15 protein-coding genes and 1 pseudogene are annotated in these 15,980 nt (G+C 45.3%); 11 read left to right on the top strand and 5 right to left on the bottom strand.

Going from position 1 to position 15,980, the window contains the following annotated elements; genetic code table 11:
* Positions 1-10 precede the first annotated feature (10 nt).
* The 4 genes from tpiA (at position 11) to MHH76_RS18195 (ending at position 4,384) form a co-directional block, all read left to right on the top strand.
* Complete coding sequence (gene tpiA / locus MHH76_RS18210) at positions 11-772, top strand: triose-phosphate isomerase (protein WP_020453003.1); 762 nt, start codon at positions 11-13, stop codon at positions 770-772.
* Positions 765-2,300 carry a 2,3-bisphosphoglycerate-independent phosphoglycerate mutase gene (gene gpmI / locus MHH76_RS18205; RefSeq protein WP_020453002.1) on the top strand — a complete coding sequence of 512 codons (1,536 nt, stop codon included), beginning with the start codon at positions 765-767 and terminating at the stop codon, positions 2,298-2,300. The genes tpiA and gpmI overlap by 8 nt, the downstream gene beginning before the upstream one ends.
* A gap of 22 nt (positions 2,301-2,322) precedes the next feature.
* Entirely contained in the window at positions 2,323-3,615 is a 1,293-nt protein-coding gene (gene eno / locus MHH76_RS18200; protein WP_020453001.1) for a phosphopyruvate hydratase, read from the top strand.
* Positions 3,616-3,751: 136 nt separating this feature from the next.
* On the top strand, positions 3,752-4,384 hold the full coding sequence (locus MHH76_RS18195; RefSeq protein WP_025810744.1) for a type 1 glutamine amidotransferase family protein: 633 nt from the start codon (positions 3,752-3,754) through the stop codon (positions 4,382-4,384).
* Positions 4,385-4,966: 582 nt separating this feature from the next.
* On the opposite strand, the gene MHH76_RS18190 is transcribed toward MHH76_RS18195, so the two are convergent.
* Complete coding sequence (locus MHH76_RS18190; RefSeq protein WP_043054479.1) at positions 4,967-5,356, bottom strand: hypothetical protein; 390 nt, start codon at positions 5,354-5,356, stop codon at positions 4,967-4,969.
* Between the two features lie 646 nt (positions 5,357-6,002).
* Complete coding sequence (locus tag MHH76_RS18185) at positions 6,003-6,455, bottom strand: methyl-accepting chemotaxis protein (protein WP_043054478.1); 453 nt, start codon at positions 6,453-6,455, stop codon at positions 6,003-6,005.
* 149 nt (positions 6,456-6,604) lie between these two features.
* Between MHH76_RS18185 and MHH76_RS18180 the strand changes: the two are divergent.
* Together MHH76_RS18180 and MHH76_RS18175 are read left to right on the top strand one after the other, a co-directional pair.
* Positions 6,605-7,551: pseudogene (locus tag MHH76_RS18180) on the top strand (iron-siderophore ABC transporter substrate-binding protein).
* A 130-nt stretch (positions 7,552-7,681) separates the two neighbouring features.
* Entirely contained in the window at positions 7,682-9,460 is a 1,779-nt protein-coding gene (locus MHH76_RS18175) for a zinc ribbon domain-containing protein (RefSeq protein ID WP_043054477.1), read from the top strand.
* 42 nt (positions 9,461-9,502) lie between these two features.
* On the opposite strand, the gene MHH76_RS18170 is transcribed toward MHH76_RS18175, so the two are convergent.
* Positions 9,503-10,282, bottom strand: coding sequence for a zinc ribbon domain-containing protein (locus MHH76_RS18170; protein ID WP_020452995.1), 780 nt, complete (start codon positions 10,280-10,282; stop codon positions 9,503-9,505).
* Between the two features lie 160 nt (positions 10,283-10,442).
* Here MHH76_RS18170 and MHH76_RS18165 point away from each other — a divergent pair, with 160 nt between their 5' ends.
* Complete coding sequence (locus tag MHH76_RS18165) at positions 10,443-11,075, top strand: NAAT family transporter (RefSeq protein WP_020452994.1); 633 nt, start codon at positions 10,443-10,445, stop codon at positions 11,073-11,075.
* Positions 11,076-11,126: 51 nt separating this feature from the next.
* Here MHH76_RS18165 and MHH76_RS18160 read toward each other — a convergent pair whose 3' ends face one another.
* Positions 11,127-11,666 (bottom strand): GbsR/MarR family transcriptional regulator, encoded by a 540-nt coding sequence (locus tag MHH76_RS18160; RefSeq protein ID WP_020452993.1) that lies wholly within the window; start codon positions 11,664-11,666, stop codon positions 11,127-11,129.
* A gap of 257 nt (positions 11,667-11,923) precedes the next feature.
* Here MHH76_RS18160 and MHH76_RS18155 point away from each other — a divergent pair, with 257 nt between their 5' ends.
* Genes MHH76_RS18155 through MHH76_RS18140 form a run of 4 tightly spaced genes read left to right on the top strand, consistent with a single transcriptional unit; the run spans position 11,924 to position 15,363 of the window.
* Positions 11,924-13,063: a betaine/proline/choline family ABC transporter ATP-binding protein gene (locus MHH76_RS18155; protein ID WP_020452992.1), complete on the top strand. Its 1,140-nt coding sequence runs from the start codon at positions 11,924-11,926 to the stop codon at positions 13,061-13,063.
* 21 nt (positions 13,064-13,084) lie between these two features.
* Positions 13,085-13,738 carry an ABC transporter permease gene (locus tag MHH76_RS18150; protein WP_020452991.1) on the top strand — a complete coding sequence of 218 codons (654 nt, stop codon included), beginning with the start codon at positions 13,085-13,087 and terminating at the stop codon, positions 13,736-13,738.
* A gap of 13 nt (positions 13,739-13,751) precedes the next feature.
* Positions 13,752-14,669: an osmoprotectant ABC transporter substrate-binding lipoprotein OpuCC gene (opuCC, locus tag MHH76_RS18145; protein ID WP_023856315.1), complete on the top strand. Its 918-nt coding sequence runs from the start codon at positions 13,752-13,754 to the stop codon at positions 14,667-14,669.
* A gap of 16 nt (positions 14,670-14,685) precedes the next feature.
* Entirely contained in the window at positions 14,686-15,363 is a 678-nt protein-coding gene (locus MHH76_RS18140) for an ABC transporter permease (protein ID WP_020452989.1), read from the top strand.
* A 48-nt stretch (positions 15,364-15,411) separates the two neighbouring features.
* Here MHH76_RS18140 and MHH76_RS18135 read toward each other — a convergent pair whose 3' ends face one another.
* Positions 15,412-15,810, bottom strand: a complete 399-nt coding sequence (locus tag MHH76_RS18135; protein ID WP_023856314.1) for a helix-turn-helix transcriptional regulator — start codon at positions 15,808-15,810, stop codon at positions 15,412-15,414.
* Positions 15,811-15,980 lie beyond the last annotated feature (170 nt).

The raw sequence follows: 15,980 nt of genomic DNA, 5'->3' as shown, positions 1-15,980 counted from the left end.
AGTGGAGCACATGAGAAAACCAATAATAGCCGGTAACTGGAAGATGAATAAAGTGCTTTCAGAAGCTGTCAGCTTCGTTGAAGAAGTGAAATCTTCCATTCCCGCAGCAGATAAAGCAGAAGCTGTTGTCTGTGCGCCTGCACTGTTCCTTGAAAAGCTTGCATCAGCTGTTAAAGGTACAGATCTGAAAGTCGGCGCGCAAAACATGCACTTTGAAGAAAGCGGTGCTTTCACGGGTGAAATCAGCCCTGCGGCTTTGAAAGACCTCGGAGTTGAATACTGCGTCATCGGCCACTCCGAGCGCCGCGAAATGTTTGCTGAAACGGATGAAACGGTCAACAAAAAAGCGCATGCTGCATTCAAATATGGCATCGTGCCGATCATCTGCGTAGGTGAAACGCTTGAAGAGCGCGAAGCAAACAAAACAAACGAGCTTGTTGCAGACCAAGTGAAAAAAGCACTTGCAGGTTTAACAACTGAACAGGTAGCTGCTTCCGTGATCGCTTATGAGCCGATCTGGGCGATTGGAACCGGCAAATCTTCAACTGCACAAGATGCAAACGAAGTATGCGCGCACATCCGCAAAACCGTTGCATCAGAATTCGGACAAGCTGCAGCAGACAGCGTCCGCATTCAGTACGGCGGAAGCGTAAAACCTGCGAACATTAAAGAATATATGGCCGAATCCGATATCGACGGCGCTCTTGTCGGCGGAGCAAGCCTTGAGCCGCAGTCTTTCGTGCAATTACTGGAGGCAGGTCAATATGAGTAATAAATTGGCCGCACTTATCATTTTGGATGGGTTTGGACTAAGGGACGAAACAGTCGGAAACGCCGTAGCCCAAGCGAAGAAACCGAACTTTGACCGCTATTGGAACAAGTATCCGCATCAGACGCTGACAGCTTCAGGCGAAGCGGTCGGACTTCCCGAAGGACAAATGGGAAACTCTGAAGTCGGCCACTTGAACATTGGTGCCGGACGGATCGTCTATCAAAGCCTGACGCGCGTCAACGTCGCAATCCGTGAAGGCGAATTTGAGCGGAACGAAACGTTTTTAGACGCGATGAAACACGTCAAAGAAAAAGGCACAAACCTCCACTTGTTCGGACTGCTGTCTGACGGCGGAGTACACAGCCACATTCAACATTTGTACGCACTCTTGAAGCTTGCGAAAAAAGAAGGCGTTGAAAACGTCTATATTCACGGCTTCCTTGACGGCCGCGATGTAGGCCCGCAAACAGCTGAGAAGTACATCAAAGAGCTTCAGGAGCAAATCGAAGAAATCGGCGTCGGCGAGATCGCAACATTGTCAGGCCGCTATTATTCAATGGACCGAGACAAGCGCTGGGACCGCGTCGAAAAAGCGTACCGAGCCATGGCATACGGAGAAGGACCGAAATATGAAAATCCGCTCGATGTCGTGAAAGATTCTTATGAAAACGGAATTTACGATGAATTCGTCATTCCTTCCGTCATCACGAAAGAAAACGGCGAGCCTGTTGCGACAATCAAGGACAACGATGCGGTCATTTTCTACAACTTCAGACCTGACCGGGCGATCCAGATTTCCAACACGTTCACCAATGATGACTTCCGCGATTTCGACCGCGGAGACAAGCATCCGAAAAACCTTCATTTCGTCTGCTTGACACATTTCAGTGAAACGGTTGACGGATACGTGGCATTCAAACCGGTCAATCTCGACAACACAGTCGGCGAAGTTTTATCCCAAAACGGGTTGAAGCAGCTTCGCATCGCTGAAACTGAAAAATATCCGCACGTTACGTTCTTTATGAGCGGCGGACGCGAAGAGAAATTCCCTGGCGAAGAGCGAATCTTAATCGACTCGCCTAAAGTTGCAACATACGACTTGAAACCTGAAATGAGTGCATATGAAGTAAAAGATGCGCTTGTCAAAGAAATTGAGGCTGAAAACCATAACGCGATCATCCTCAACTTTGCCAACCCTGACATGGTCGGACATTCAGGAAAAGTCGAGCCGACGGTCAAAGCAATCGAAGCGGTTGACGAGTGCCTCGGCGAAGTCGTTGATGCGATTCTTGCAAAAGGCGGCCACGCGATTATTACGGCCGACCACGGTAACGCAGACGTGCTGATTACCGAAGAAGGCAAGCCGCACACCGCACATACGACAAATCCGGTTCCTGTCATCGTCACAAAAGAAGGCGTGACATTAAGAGAAGGCGGAATCCTCGGGGATCTGGCGCCAACTCTTTTAGACTTGCTGGGTGTTGAAAAACCGAAAGAAATGACAGGATCGTCATTAATTCAAAAATAAGCTTTAAAGGAGAGAAACAAACATGCCATACATTGTTGATGTTTATGCACGTGAAGTATTAGACTCCCGCGGTAACCCGACGGTTGAAGTTGAAGTATACACTGAATCAGGAGCTTTTGGACGCGCGCTTGTTCCAAGCGGAGCTTCCACTGGTGAATACGAAGCTGTTGAGCTTCGCGACGGCGACAAAGACCGCTACCTTGGAAAAGGCGTTTTAACAGCCGTTAACAACGTAAACGAAATCATCGCACCTGAGCTTATCGGCTTTGATGTGACAGAGCAAGTATCAATCGACAAATTGCTGATCGAACTTGACGGAACTGAAAATAAAGGCAAGCTCGGCGCCAACGCCATCCTTGGCGTATCAATGGCCGTTGCCCGCGCAGCTGCGGATTTCTTACAGATTCCTCTATACCAATACCTTGGAGGATTCAACTCTAAAACGCTCCCAGTACCGATGATGAACATCGTAAACGGCGGAGAGCATGCGGACAACAACGTTGACATTCAAGAATTCATGATCATGCCTGTCGGTGCGGAAAACTTCCGCGAAGCACTTCGCATGGGAGCACAAATTTTCCACAGCTTGAAATCAGTTCTTTCTGCTAAAGGAATGAACACTGCTGTAGGTGATGAAGGCGGATTCGCTCCAAACCTTGGTTCTAACGAAGAAGCGCTTCAAACAATCGTTGAAGCGATTGAAAAAGCCGGCTTCAAACCTGGCGAAGAAGTGAAATTGGCTATGGATGCTGCATCTTCTGAGTTCTACAACAAAGAAGACGGCAAATACCATCTGTCCGGCGAAGGCGTTGTGAAAACATCTGCTGAAATGGTTGACTGGTACGAAGAAATGGTTTCTAAATACCCAATCATCTCTATCGAAGACGGACTTGACGAAAACGACTGGGAAGGCCACAAACTACTGACTGAGCGTCTTGGCTCAAAAGTTCAGCTTGTCGGTGATGACCTTTTCGTTACAAACACGAAAAAACTTGCTGAAGGCATCAAAAACGGCGTCGGCAACTCTATCCTGATCAAAGTAAACCAAATCGGTACATTGACTGAAACATTCGATGCGATCGAAATGGCGAAACGCGCAGGCTACACTGCTGTTATCTCTCACCGTTCTGGTGAAACTGAAGACAGCACAATCGCTGACATCGCTGTGGCAACAAACGCAGGACAAATCAAAACAGGTGCTCCGTCCCGTACGGACCGTGTTGCGAAATACAACCAGCTTCTTCGCATCGAAGATCAGTTGGCTGAAACTGCTCAATACCACGGTATTCAATCTTTCTACAACTTGAATAAGTAAGCATAAAAAAGAGCTTGGCTGCTGATGCGGCCAAGCTCTTTTTTGTGTGAAAGCTTAATTTTTTCTTTACCCTGACAAGAGCTGTCAGGGTTTTTGACTATAATAGGCTGTATCAATTGAGATTGGAGTGTTATGGATGCAGTCGAAAACAGTTTATCTTTATGCATTTCCTACAATGTCGGATTGGGAATATGGATATTTAATGGCCGAACTGAACTCGGGAAGATATTTCAAAAAAGATGCAGCACCTTTAAAAGTCATGACAATAGGAGTGACTAAAGAAATGGTGACGACGATGGGAGGGCTGCGCATCAAACCGGATATCTCACTTGATGAGTGGACGCTTGCGAGTACGGATCTTTTAATTTTACCCGGAGGGAATACTTGGGGAGAAGAGATTCATCAGCCGATCTTAAAAAAGGCCGGCGAAGCTTTAGAGCTTGGCGCGATGGTTGCCGCAATTTGCGGCGCAACTGCGGGACTGGCGAATAACGGATACTTGAATTCAAGAAAGCATACAAGCAATGACCTGGCATATATGAAAATGGTCTGTCCCCATTATAAAGGAGAACCATTTTATGAGATTGAACCAGCGGTATCTGATGAGAATCTGGTTACTGCATCAGGAACGGCTCCTCTTGAATTCGCGAGGGAAGTGCTGAAAAAATTAGACGTGTTTGCACCGGATACATTGGATTCATGGTATCAGCTCAATAAGACCGGCCAACCTGAATATTTCTTCACGTTAATGAACTCGATCAATAAGTAGCTCAAAGACCATGAGGAGAACGATGCTTTAGACGCTGGAGGAGCATTTTTTTCGGTGGAAAAGCAAATTTCATGAGGGAAAAGGGTTTTTTATTTTATTTAACACTCTGCTTGGTATGGTATAATCTACCTCGTATAAAAAGCTTTGCTCACTCAAGGGAAGTCTTGCTCATCCCCTTCTGAAAGGGGGTGATAAAAGTGACAGCATATGAAACAATCTCTTTAATGATTGCTTTTGGCATGCTGATTGCCATGTTGTCAAAGAACAAAGAAAAATAGACCGCCCCTTGAGCCTGGAAAGTGATAGGGAGTGGTCTATTTTAGATCAATCTGAGCAAGCCCCTTCGAAGGGCCGGCTTTTTGTACAAGCCGAAGTGTTGGAGCACTTCGGTCTTCTTAATATATACAACATGGTTTCTGAGATTACATCTATATCATAAGGAATTTTCATTAATTTGTAAATGGTGATAGCAAATTGTTGTTTTTATGAATCGGAAAGGTATTTTCTGCCCCATTTTGTCTAGCACTGTTTACAACCTTGGGCTCCAACAACCCTTCAGCCTAAGAAAAAGCCCACCCGTTATCACAGACTTTTCACAGGTTTCAGAAGCCAGGCGGGAAGAAAACCGCTAATGCCAATGATCAAAAAACCAATGATCGACAGCATTGCTATCGCAATGGAAGAGAGCGTTTGCTGAAGGCTGTAAGCCGCGCAGGAAAGCAGCCCACCCAATCCTAAGGTGATGAGGAAGACCTTTTGATTCGTGAAAAACAACGTTTCAGATTTTTTGAATTTGATATAAATTAAAGGAAGACCCGTATAGCCTCCTATGATAAGTGTGTACAGCATCGCTAAAATAAACTGAGGTATAGCTGAAACATTGACTCCGAACATTTCTCCAAATGAAACCGACCAGCTGCTTAACATCACAAATCCTAAAAGATAGAGAATGGATAAAGCCAAATTTTTCATTTAAATCCCTCCACTTGAAAATATACACTATAAGTATTCAGAAGTAAAAGCGGAATAATTATCTTAGTGTTTGAACTAAAAAACTATTGTTTTATTAAGAAAAAATAGTTGAATGGAGTTTCATGGTATTAAAAGAATTTTTGGGAGAATATGCTATAATTAACTTATACATTTAAGGAGCTGTTTAATTTGAAACATTATAAAGGGGATGGCGCGGTATTTCTTGTAATCGGTTTTTGTTTAGGGCTTTTCCTTGGAGTCGTTTTTAATATTTTATCGTATGGTCTTTCTATAGGAATAATGCTTGGATCGTTAATAGATCTTTCTTTTTATATTCGATACAAAAAGATAAACAATAAATAGAGTGATCTTTTAATTAAACATCTATGCCACGTACAGGATTCTAACTATTTGGCTGTCAAGATGAGAGTACTGTTAAATGTTCTATTTGGTTATTTTTTTGACAAAGCATAAAAAATAAATCATACATACTACATTCAATGGACTTAAATGTGTTGGACATTATGTATCACTTTATGATTTTTTTACTTATCTTCAAAATAAAAATAACACCCTTGCGTCTTTTAAGCGAGGGTGTTATTTAATTGCTCTACATTTTAAACTGAGAAATCTTTTCTTGAAGGTCCTACGCTATAACCGCCAGGTCTTCTGATGCTTTGGCGATTTCTGCCGTAATCGGTGACTGCTCCTCTGTTAAAGCGGATGAATTGTTTACGTTTTCGCTTGTGTTCACTGAATAATCGTGCACTTGTTTGACGATATCGCGCATTTGTTTTGTATGTTCTTCAACAGCTTGGATATCATCTTTGATAAGCTGAATATTTGCTGTCACATCATGGATAGATTGATGGATGCTTGTAAAGGACTGCCCCGTTTGTTTGACTTTTTCGATGCCTGTATGTGCAGCTTGCTGGCTGTCTTTCATCGATTCGACTGAATGGGTTATCCCGTCTTGTATTGAGTGGATGGTAGCTGAAATATCAGTCGAAGCATTTTTTGTTTCCTCGGCAAGCTTGCGGACTTCCTCAGCCACGACGGCGAACCCTTTTTCTGATTCACCAGCTCTCGCCGCTTCCACTGGATAATCCCACCTGTATAACAGCTTAAAAACGGTCTTCAGCATCATCCAAAGCAGATTTATAGGAATTTCATATTGACTTTGGGTTGTTTCATTATATAATCTAATTGATAATGAAAATCATTTGAGAAAAGGGGATACAGCATATCATGAAACGTTTTAAATGGTTTGCGCTGTTCGCTGCGCTTTTCCTTATATTAGCCGCCTGTGGAAATCAAGATAAAGAACAAGCTGCGGAGAAGAACGACAGCAAAGATTCCTATACTGTAAAGCACGCAATGGGAACAGCGACAATTGACGGCACTCCGAAAAAAGTCGTTGTGCTGACGAATGAAGCGACAGAAGCAGTGCTCGCCCTGGGTGTTAAACCTGTCGGCGCCGTTCAATCCTGGCTGGGAGATCCATGGTATGATCATATTAAAGATAAAATGAAAGGCGTAGAGAACGTCGGAACGGAAGCTGCGCCGAATATTGAAAAAATCGCGAGCCTGAACCCTGACCTCATCATCGGCAACAAAATCCGCCAAGAAGAAGTATACGACAAGCTGAAAGCCATCGCGCCGACCGTATTTGCCGAGACATTGTCAGGGGAATGGAAAGACAACTTTAAGCTGACAGCCGAGGCGCTCAATAAAAAAGCAGAAGGCGAAAAAGTCATCGCTGACTTTGACAAGCGTGTTGAAGACATTCATGAAAAGCTCGGCGATAAAGTGAAGCAAAAAGTCTCTCTCGTCCGCTTTACAGATGCCGATACCCGCATCTATCACAAGGGATCGTTTGCCGGAACGGTTTTGGATCAGCTCGGTTTTGCAAGGCCTAAAGGCCAGGAAGCCAACGATCTCGGACAAATGGAAGTGACAAAGGAGCAAATTCCTGATATGGATGGAGACGTGCTTTTTTATTACACGTATGAGACAGGCGATGACAAAGCAAGCGCCATTGAGACAACTATATCAACGATCCGCTCTTTAAAAATTTAAGCGTCTCCAAAAAAGGAAACGTCCATAAAGTGAGCGATGCCGTCTGGAATACAGCCGGGGGCGTCCTTGCAGCGAATCTGATGCTTGATGATATCGAAAAATACTTTTTAAAATAATGAAAAAAAAGTCAAACGGATCAGCGCATTCGTTTGGCTTTTTTTAATGCTGCCTTAAGATTAACTCCCTTCTTACGATAAATATAGTATAAAATGACTAAAGAGGTTTAAGTTTTATAGGAGGAAAGTCATGAATTTTTGCAAGGAATGTGGAAGGGAACGAACAAAAAATGCGCTGTATTGCAAGCATTGCGGCGCGCGGGTGGACGAGGAACGAGCTTCCGATCCGGCGGCAGGGTATCAGCGTGCGATGACACGAAAAAGAATCATCATCATGGCAGCAATCGCGGCCTGCTTGATTTTATTGTTTGCCGGCTATAAAACCGGTGAAGCACTCACTTCAAAGGAAAAACTGATTTCCGATTTTGAAGCTGCCCTCGATCAGAAAGATGCCAAGAAAGCAGCAAAACTGCTTCAATCATCAGACGTGGATCTGGCTGTCACGGAGAAAAACGTCAAGCCGCTCCTCGATTATTTGAAAGAACATCCGGATGAAGAAAAAGAGCTGATCTCATCCTTAAAGAGCGGTGCCGGCCATCCATTGATGACGATCGAAAAAAAGGGCAGACGTTTTTGGATCTATGACCACTATGTCTTGAACACGGTGCCTGTCTATTTAACGGTTAAGACAAACTATAAAGATACCGGCCTGTTTGTTAACGGTGAGAAGGTCATCACAACAGAAAAAGAAAACTTCGAGAAAAAAATCGGCCCGTTTGTTCCCGGTATTTACGAGGTGAAGGCAAAGCTGAAAAGCGGAATCGCCGACCTTGAAAAAGCGGAAAAGGTCACTGCCCTCCAAGGTGATGTGAAGGTTAATGCGGACCTTGACGGGCACATGGCAAAGCTCGTCTTTGGAGAAGGCTATGAAAACTTGAAAGGAACGCTCTGGATCAATGATCAGGAGATGAAGATCAACCCGTTCAAAGGAACGGAATTCGGACCCGTGCTGACTGACGGTTCAATGACTGCTGCGGTTGAGGCGCAATTTCCGTGGGGGAAGCTGAAAAGCGAAAAAACGCCGATTGAAAGCGGGGAAATCGAAGTCAATCTTGCTTCAGACAAGGAATTTATGGATGAGATGATGACCACGGTCGTCAGTCATACAAAAGAAGCAGCAAAGGCCTTTGCAAGCGGCGATGACAGCGGCATGACACTGGCCGCGACGTCTTATCAAACTAGCCTGAAAGAGGTCACGGACGGGCTGAAAAGCAGCAGCACCTACTATAAAGGCACCTACTTATCTACCGTATTTGATCTTGATTCGTTTCGGCTGTACAAAGAAGACGGGCAATGGAAAACAGAGGTTAAAGGGATTGAAAAGCATAAATCGGCTTATTATGACGACTACAGTTCCCCTGAACTGGAAGAAAACGATAGCGGCTATACGTATACACTGGTCTATTCAGAAAGCAAGAAAAAGTGGTTCGTCGAAAAAAGCGATCCTGAAGCCGTTATCAATATCGAACATCAAAAAGAAATCAAAAATGACAATCCGAAGGAATACACATCGGCATGGGCTTCGGCAAAAGGAGCTGTGAACAATGCATCAGCAGATGAAGAGCTCACTGATCAAAAGGTTGCTTCCGCCATTGAAACGTATTTATACAGTCTTCAAGGCGCCATCAACACAAACAATTTCGGCCTTGTCCGCGACAGCTTGAAAGAAGGAAGTCCGCTGTACAACGATCAAAAGAAACTTGTCACTAAACTGTACAACAGCGGGACGCAGGAAGAAGTTGCAGATTTCAGCGTAAACAGCTGGAAGCAAAACGGGCGGGAGGCAACGATTAAGACAACAGAGAAAATCAATATCATTAAAGGCGGAAAAAAACAGTTAAAAACGTACCATTGGACATATCATGCCTCCATCGAGAACGGACAATTGCTCTTGACGTCAATAGAATAAAAAAAAGCCTTTTTCCTTTGAGGAAAAAGGCTTTTTACTTCACTAAAACAGCCGCCCTAATATAGAGCCTCCGATCCTTCCGAAATATTCAAGAAACAAATCTCCCATGATCCGCACAGACATAAATGTCAGCAAATAGACGATCAGCGTCGCGTAAATCGTATCAACAGCGCCTGCCGCTTTTTCGTGGTAGCTCAAGATGACAGCCGGCGGAATTAAAAAGGCGATACCGCAAAGGGCAAAGAAAAGAATGTATACAAACAAACCCGTTTGCATGAATGATAAGAGCAATGCGGCGAGCAGAAGTGCGACGAAAGGAACAAGCACCGTTCCAAACCGTCCGAGCACTTCCTTAAATGTCGCTTGCACACCTCGAATGCGCACACCTGCGTATGTAAAAACAAATAATAAGAAAATATAAATAGCAAAGGTAAAAGCGGGCTTGACGACGATATCAAAAAATGTCGGCATTGCGTAGGATCGGCCGAATAATCCGGAATAGTCCCCCAGAGAGTCAAAAAAGCCTTTGAGGCCGAAGTAAAACATCAGCGGCACTGTAAGCGCAAAGATCACCATTGTGATGATGCTGTTGAGGATGTGCTGTTCCCCCGCGTTTTTCATTTCGGTATACGGTCGTTTCAATACCTTTAAACAAAAGGAAAAATACATGGAAGACGCTTGTTTCGCCGCCTCCGTGTACCTCGCTGCCTGCGGCGTTTCAGCGGGAGCCTTGCTGTCAGCACTGCCGCCTGCCAAGCTTGCCCCGCACTGCTCACAAAATTTTCCGCCATCTGTTTGATGGCCGCACTTTGAACATGTCATAAAAATAAAATCTCCTTTGAAATAGTTATTTTATCCTATAAAAAATTATTATAAAGGAAAGTGCCGCAAGATGACATTGTTTTTTGAAAGTTTAAGCGGCCAACGTCGGAGGTAAAAATCGATTACCCATATTTTTTTACGAAGAAAGGAGTGGTAAACCGTGTTTGCTTTTATCATCCATGTTTTTGTATCATTGTTCGCCGTCACAAATCCGATAGGCAATGTGCCGATCTTTTTGGCGCTCACAGAAGGCTATGAAGCAAAAGAACGCACCGCATTGGCGAGAAAGGCAGCAATTTTATCGTTTCTGATTCTGATCGCGTTTCTCATATTCGGAGAGTTCATCTTCAGGCTTTTTGACATCAACATCCATGCGTTGCGAGTTGCCGGCGGTATTTTTATTTTCGGAATTGCCTACAATCTGCTGAATGCGAAGCAGTCTCATGTTCAGTCGCTCCATCATGATGAGCACCGCGAGAGCAAGGAAAAAGAGGATATCTCGGTGACGCCGCTCAGCATTCCGATCATTTCGGGGCCCGGAACGATTGCAACGGTGATGAGCCTTTCGGCCGGCAGCCGCAGCCTGGTTCATTTTGGCGGTATGATCATCGGCATCGCCGCCGTCCTCCTGCTGACGTTTGCGGCTTTTCATTATTCGACGCTGATCAGCAACAAATTGGGGCAGACGGAAATGAATGTGATCACCCGGCTGATGGGCTTGATTTTGGCGGTCGTGGCGGTCGGCATGATCGGCACGGGCTTAAAAGGGATGTTTCCGGTTTTGTCGGGATGATTGGAGAAAAAGCAAAAAAAGCTGCTTTATTCTTTGCAGCTTTTTTTCAATTTATGAAGGTTTCGGCACATGCTTGAAGATTTCTTCGCTTTCTAAAAACGCGATCAGATTGTCAAGCCACTCGCAGTAATCGATCCATTGTTTTGTTTCTGCCAGCAGCTCATTGATTTTAGCTTCGGTTTCGGGTGAAAGGCCTTCTTCCTCAAGGGCTTCCAACAGCTCTTTTCTGATTTTCTTCCCGATCATCCTGTTCTTTTTGACGACTTTGCTCCAGTTGGCCGTAAACAATGAAATAAACGTTTGGTAATAATCTTGTTCGACATCATACAAATCTTTGCGGACGCCTTTTTCAAAAACTTTTTCGGCTATATTTAAATCGAGCATTTCGCGGACGACCTGGCTCATTCTCGTTTTGCTCATGCCCGTTTCTTCTGACAGTTCATTTAAAGTCATCGGCTTTCTGTTCATATAGATAATCCCGAGCACGCGGCCGACAGTTGATGATATACCGTACGTATTCATGTTTTCCGCGATTTTTTCTATGAAATGTTCTTCCGCTTGTTTAATCGCCTTTAAAGCGTTTTCCTCCAAAGCACATCATCCCTTCGGGCAGCCAATTTTATTGTCAATATATCATAATTTTGCTAGCGGTTGAAAACACTAAAACGGCAGGAAAATAAAGAAATCGGCCGTAATTTTAAGAATAACCAGCAGATTGATGCCGTTAACATATATTTTTATGTCTTATATATATAATTTAAACACTTTGTAAACTTTTTATTTTACAAAGTGTATTTTATAATAAATGAGATGTTGAAATTTTTAAAAAACAGATGGAGGTGTGCGTTTTGCTGAAGCTAGAAAATGTATCGAAGGTTTATAAAGGCGGAAAAAAAGCGGTCAAGAACATTGATCTTGATATAGCAAAAGGTGAATTTATCGTCTTTATCGGACCGAGCGGCTGCGGGAAGACAACGACGATGAAAATGATCAACCGTTTAATTGAACCGACTTCAGGAAGCATTTACATCGACGGAGAAAACATAATGGATCAGGACCCGGTGGAGCTGCGCCGGAAAATCGGCTATGTCATTCAGCAAATCGGACTCTTTCCCCATATGACGATTCAGCAGAATATCACGCTTGTTCCAAGGCTTTTGAAATGGCCGGAAGAAAAACGGAAGAAGCGGGCGGAGGAACTGCTTCAGCTCGTTGATATGGGGCCGGAATATTTGAACCGCTATCCTCATGAACTAAGCGGCGGACAGCAGCAGAGAATCGGCGTGCTGCGGGCGCTTGCGGCAGAGCCGCCCCTCATTTTAATGGATGAACCGTTCGGAGCGCTGGACCCGATCACCCGTGATTCGCTTCAGGAAGAGTTCAAAAAGCTGCAGAAATCGCTGGACAAAACGATTGTCTTTGTGACCCACGATATGGATGAAGCGATCAAGCTTGCCGACAGAATTGTGATTCTTCGTGCCGGCGAGATTGTTCAAGTCGGAACGCCTGACGACATTTTGCGGAATCCGGCTGATGAATTCGTTGAGGAGTTCATCGGAAAAGAACGGCTTCTTCAGTCCCGTCCTGACATCGAGCATGTCGAACAAGTGATGAATCCGAATCCGGTCACGATTACGAGTGAAAAAAACCTGACTGAAGCGATTCAAGTGATGAGGGAGCGCCGCGTCGATTCACTGCTTGTTGTGGACGAACGCAATGTCTTAAAAGGATATATCGATGTTGAAATCATCGATCAATACCGGAAAAAAGCCGTCACGGTCGGAGAGGTTGTCAATGAGAATGTCTACTCCGTTCAAAAAGGCACGCTCATCAGAGATACCGTCCGAAAAATTTTGAAAAGAGGATTCAAATATGTTCCCGTTCTTGATGAAGAAGGGCGCCTTGTCGGAATTGTCACAAGGGCAAACCTTGTCGACATCGTGTACGACTCGATTTGGGGAGATGAAGAAACCCTTGTCCAACGTTAAATGCAGGGAGGTGCATCAATCATGAATCAGATCGTCCAATTTCTCCAGAACAACGGCGGGGAAATGCTTTATAAAACATGGGAGCACTTATATATATCCATTTTTGCGGTGCTGCTCGGCATCATTATCGCGGTTCCGCTCGGTGTCGTTTTAACGAGAATGAAAAAAGGGGCCGGCGTCGTGATTGGAATTGTTAATATCATTCAAACGCTGCCGAGTTTGGCGATTCTGGCGTTTTTTATTCCGCTCCTCGGAGTGGGAAAGATTCCGGCGATTGTCGCGCTGTTTTTCTATTCAGTCCTACCGATTCTGAGAAACACTTACACGGGCGTAAAAGGCGTCAATCAAAATTTGCTTGAATCAGGAAAGGGAATCGGTATGACTGCATGGGAACAAATCCGCCTGATCGAACTGCCGCTGTCGGTGCCGGTGATCATGGCAGGCATCCGGACTTCCACCGTTTACTTAATCGGCTGGGCGACGCTCGCGGCTTTTATCGGCGGCGGCGGACTCGGCGACTATATTTTTATCGGGCTCAACCTGTACCAGCCTGAGTACATTATCGCCGGAGCGGTGCCGGTTACGATACTGGCCATTGTGATCGACTATATGCTGTCGAAAACCGAAGACAAAGTCACGCCCCAAGGATTAAAAGGGATGAAGGAAGTATCATAAGGAGTTGGCTCTTATGCAAACAAAAAAATTGAGACGGCTCGGCGCCGTCATGCTGGTCTTCTTGCTTTTGATCAGCGGCTGTGCGCTGCCGGGTCTTGGCGGGGCTTCCGATAAAACGATCAAAATCGGGGCGCAAAACCTGACCGAATCCGAAATTCTTGCCAATATGATCTCGCTTTTGATCGAGCATGATACAGATCTCAATACGGTGCTTGTCAAAAACCTCGGCTCAAACTATGTGCAGCACCAGGCCATGCTCGGCGGAGACATCGACATTTCAGCGACGCGCTATTCGGGAACAGATCTGACAAGCACGCTTGGAAGGGAAGCGGAGAAAGACCCGGAAAAAGCGCTTCACATCGTACAGCAGGACTTTAAAAAGAAATTCAACTACAAATGGTTTGATTCTTACGGATTTGACAATACGTACGCTTTTACAGTCACGAAAGAACTCGCTGAAAAAGGGAACTATGAAACCATATCCGATCTGAAAAAAGACGCGGATAAACTGAAGCTTGGCGTTGACAATGCCTGGCTGAAACGAAAAGGCGACGGATATCCGGGATTTAAACAGGAATACGGATTTTCATTCGGCTCGACCTTTCCAATGCAGATCGGACTCGTTTATGACGCCGTCAAAAACGGCAAAATGGATATCGTTCTTGCCTATTCAACGGACGGCAGGATCAAAGCCTATGATTTAAAGCTGTTAAAAGACGATAAACGCTTTTTCCCGCCGTATGACTGTTCGCCGGTCGTGCCGGAAAAAGTGCTGAAGGAACATCCAGAGCTTAAAGAGACCATCAATAAACTGATCGGAAAAATCGATACCGAAACGATGCAGGAGCTCAATTACGAAGTTGATGGAAAACTGAAAGAGCCTTCTGTCGTCGCGGACGAATTTTTAAAGAAGCACAATTATTTTGAGTAAAAGGAGGGGCTGACAAATGGAAGTGCTGCAGCAGCTTTGGACGTATTATGCGCAAAACGGGAGCTATGTGCTGGGGGAATTTTACCGACACTTTTTAATGTCGGCATACGGCGTATTATTCGCCGCCGTCGTCGGCATCCCTGTTGGTATTTTCATCGCCAGATACCGGAAGATCAGCAAATGGGTCTTTTCCATCACCAATGTCATTCAAACGATTCCGGCGCTTGCGATGCTCGCCGTCTTGATGCTAGTCATGGGACTCGGCGCCAACACGGTGATTCTATCATTGTTTTTGTATTCGCTTTTGCCGATTATTCGAAACACATATACGGGAATCGTCAGCATTGAGCACGCCTACCTTGAATCAGGGAAGGCGATGGGCATGACGAAATTTCAAGTGCTCCGGATGGTGGAGCTTCCGCTCGCTTTGTCGGTCATTATGGCAGGGCTCAGAACCGCGCTCGTCATCGCGATCGGCATCACGGCCATCGGCACGTTTGTCGGCGCTGGCGGCCTCGGGGACATCATTGTCAGGGGGTCAAACGCGACCAACGGAACAGCGATCATTCTGGCAGGCGCGATCCCGACGGCACTGATGGCGATCATCGCCGATCTGTTCATGGGATGGCTTGAACGTGCGCTGAGCCCCGTTAAGCATCATAAAGGCAAGACGCCGAATCCGGATGCCGCTTAAATGGCAGCCGAAAAAAGCCGAATTTCTGCTAAAGAGAAATTCGGCTTTTTATGATTGGCGTTTTTTCGCTTCATTGACCAAAAAATGAAAGTATTGTTCGAGGTTGAGCAGGTCTTCGCGGGACAAGCAGTCCCATTTTCCGGGCTCAAACAGCCACAGATCTTCGACGCCATGCTTGGCCGCGATGTCCTGCATCGTGACATAGCCGCGCGGTTGTTCGCGAATCTCGTCAGCCCTCATATAACCGGCAATATCCATGAGCTGCTCGTACGGCATTTTCAGAGCATCGGCCAATTTTCTGATCGTCGCGGGCTTTGGAACGCCGCGGTGGCCGTTTTCGATTCTGGAAATGGCAGCGGCGCTCACACCGGCATACATAGCAAGCTGATTAACAGACAGGCTTCTTTGTTCCCTCAGCTCTTTGAGTCGTTCGCCGAACATTGTCATCGCCATCTCCCCCGCAAATTCATGATATAAACAGTTTAATACAAATGTTGACTAAAGGAAATACTTAGACAGGAAAAATATTGACAAAAGTTAACATAAGGGATAAAATAACAGCAGGGTCGAAAACAGACGAAAATGATAAAAAGGGGGGCGTGCGCTGCGGAGAAGGT

It is taken from the genome of Bacillus sp. FSL L8-0193 (genome assembly GCF_037976065.1).
GTDB lineage: Bacteria > Bacillota > Bacilli > Bacillales > Bacillaceae > Bacillus > Bacillus paralicheniformis.
Note: the sequence above shows the minus strand (reverse complement) of the source record. Positions and strands in the feature narration are given on the sequence as shown.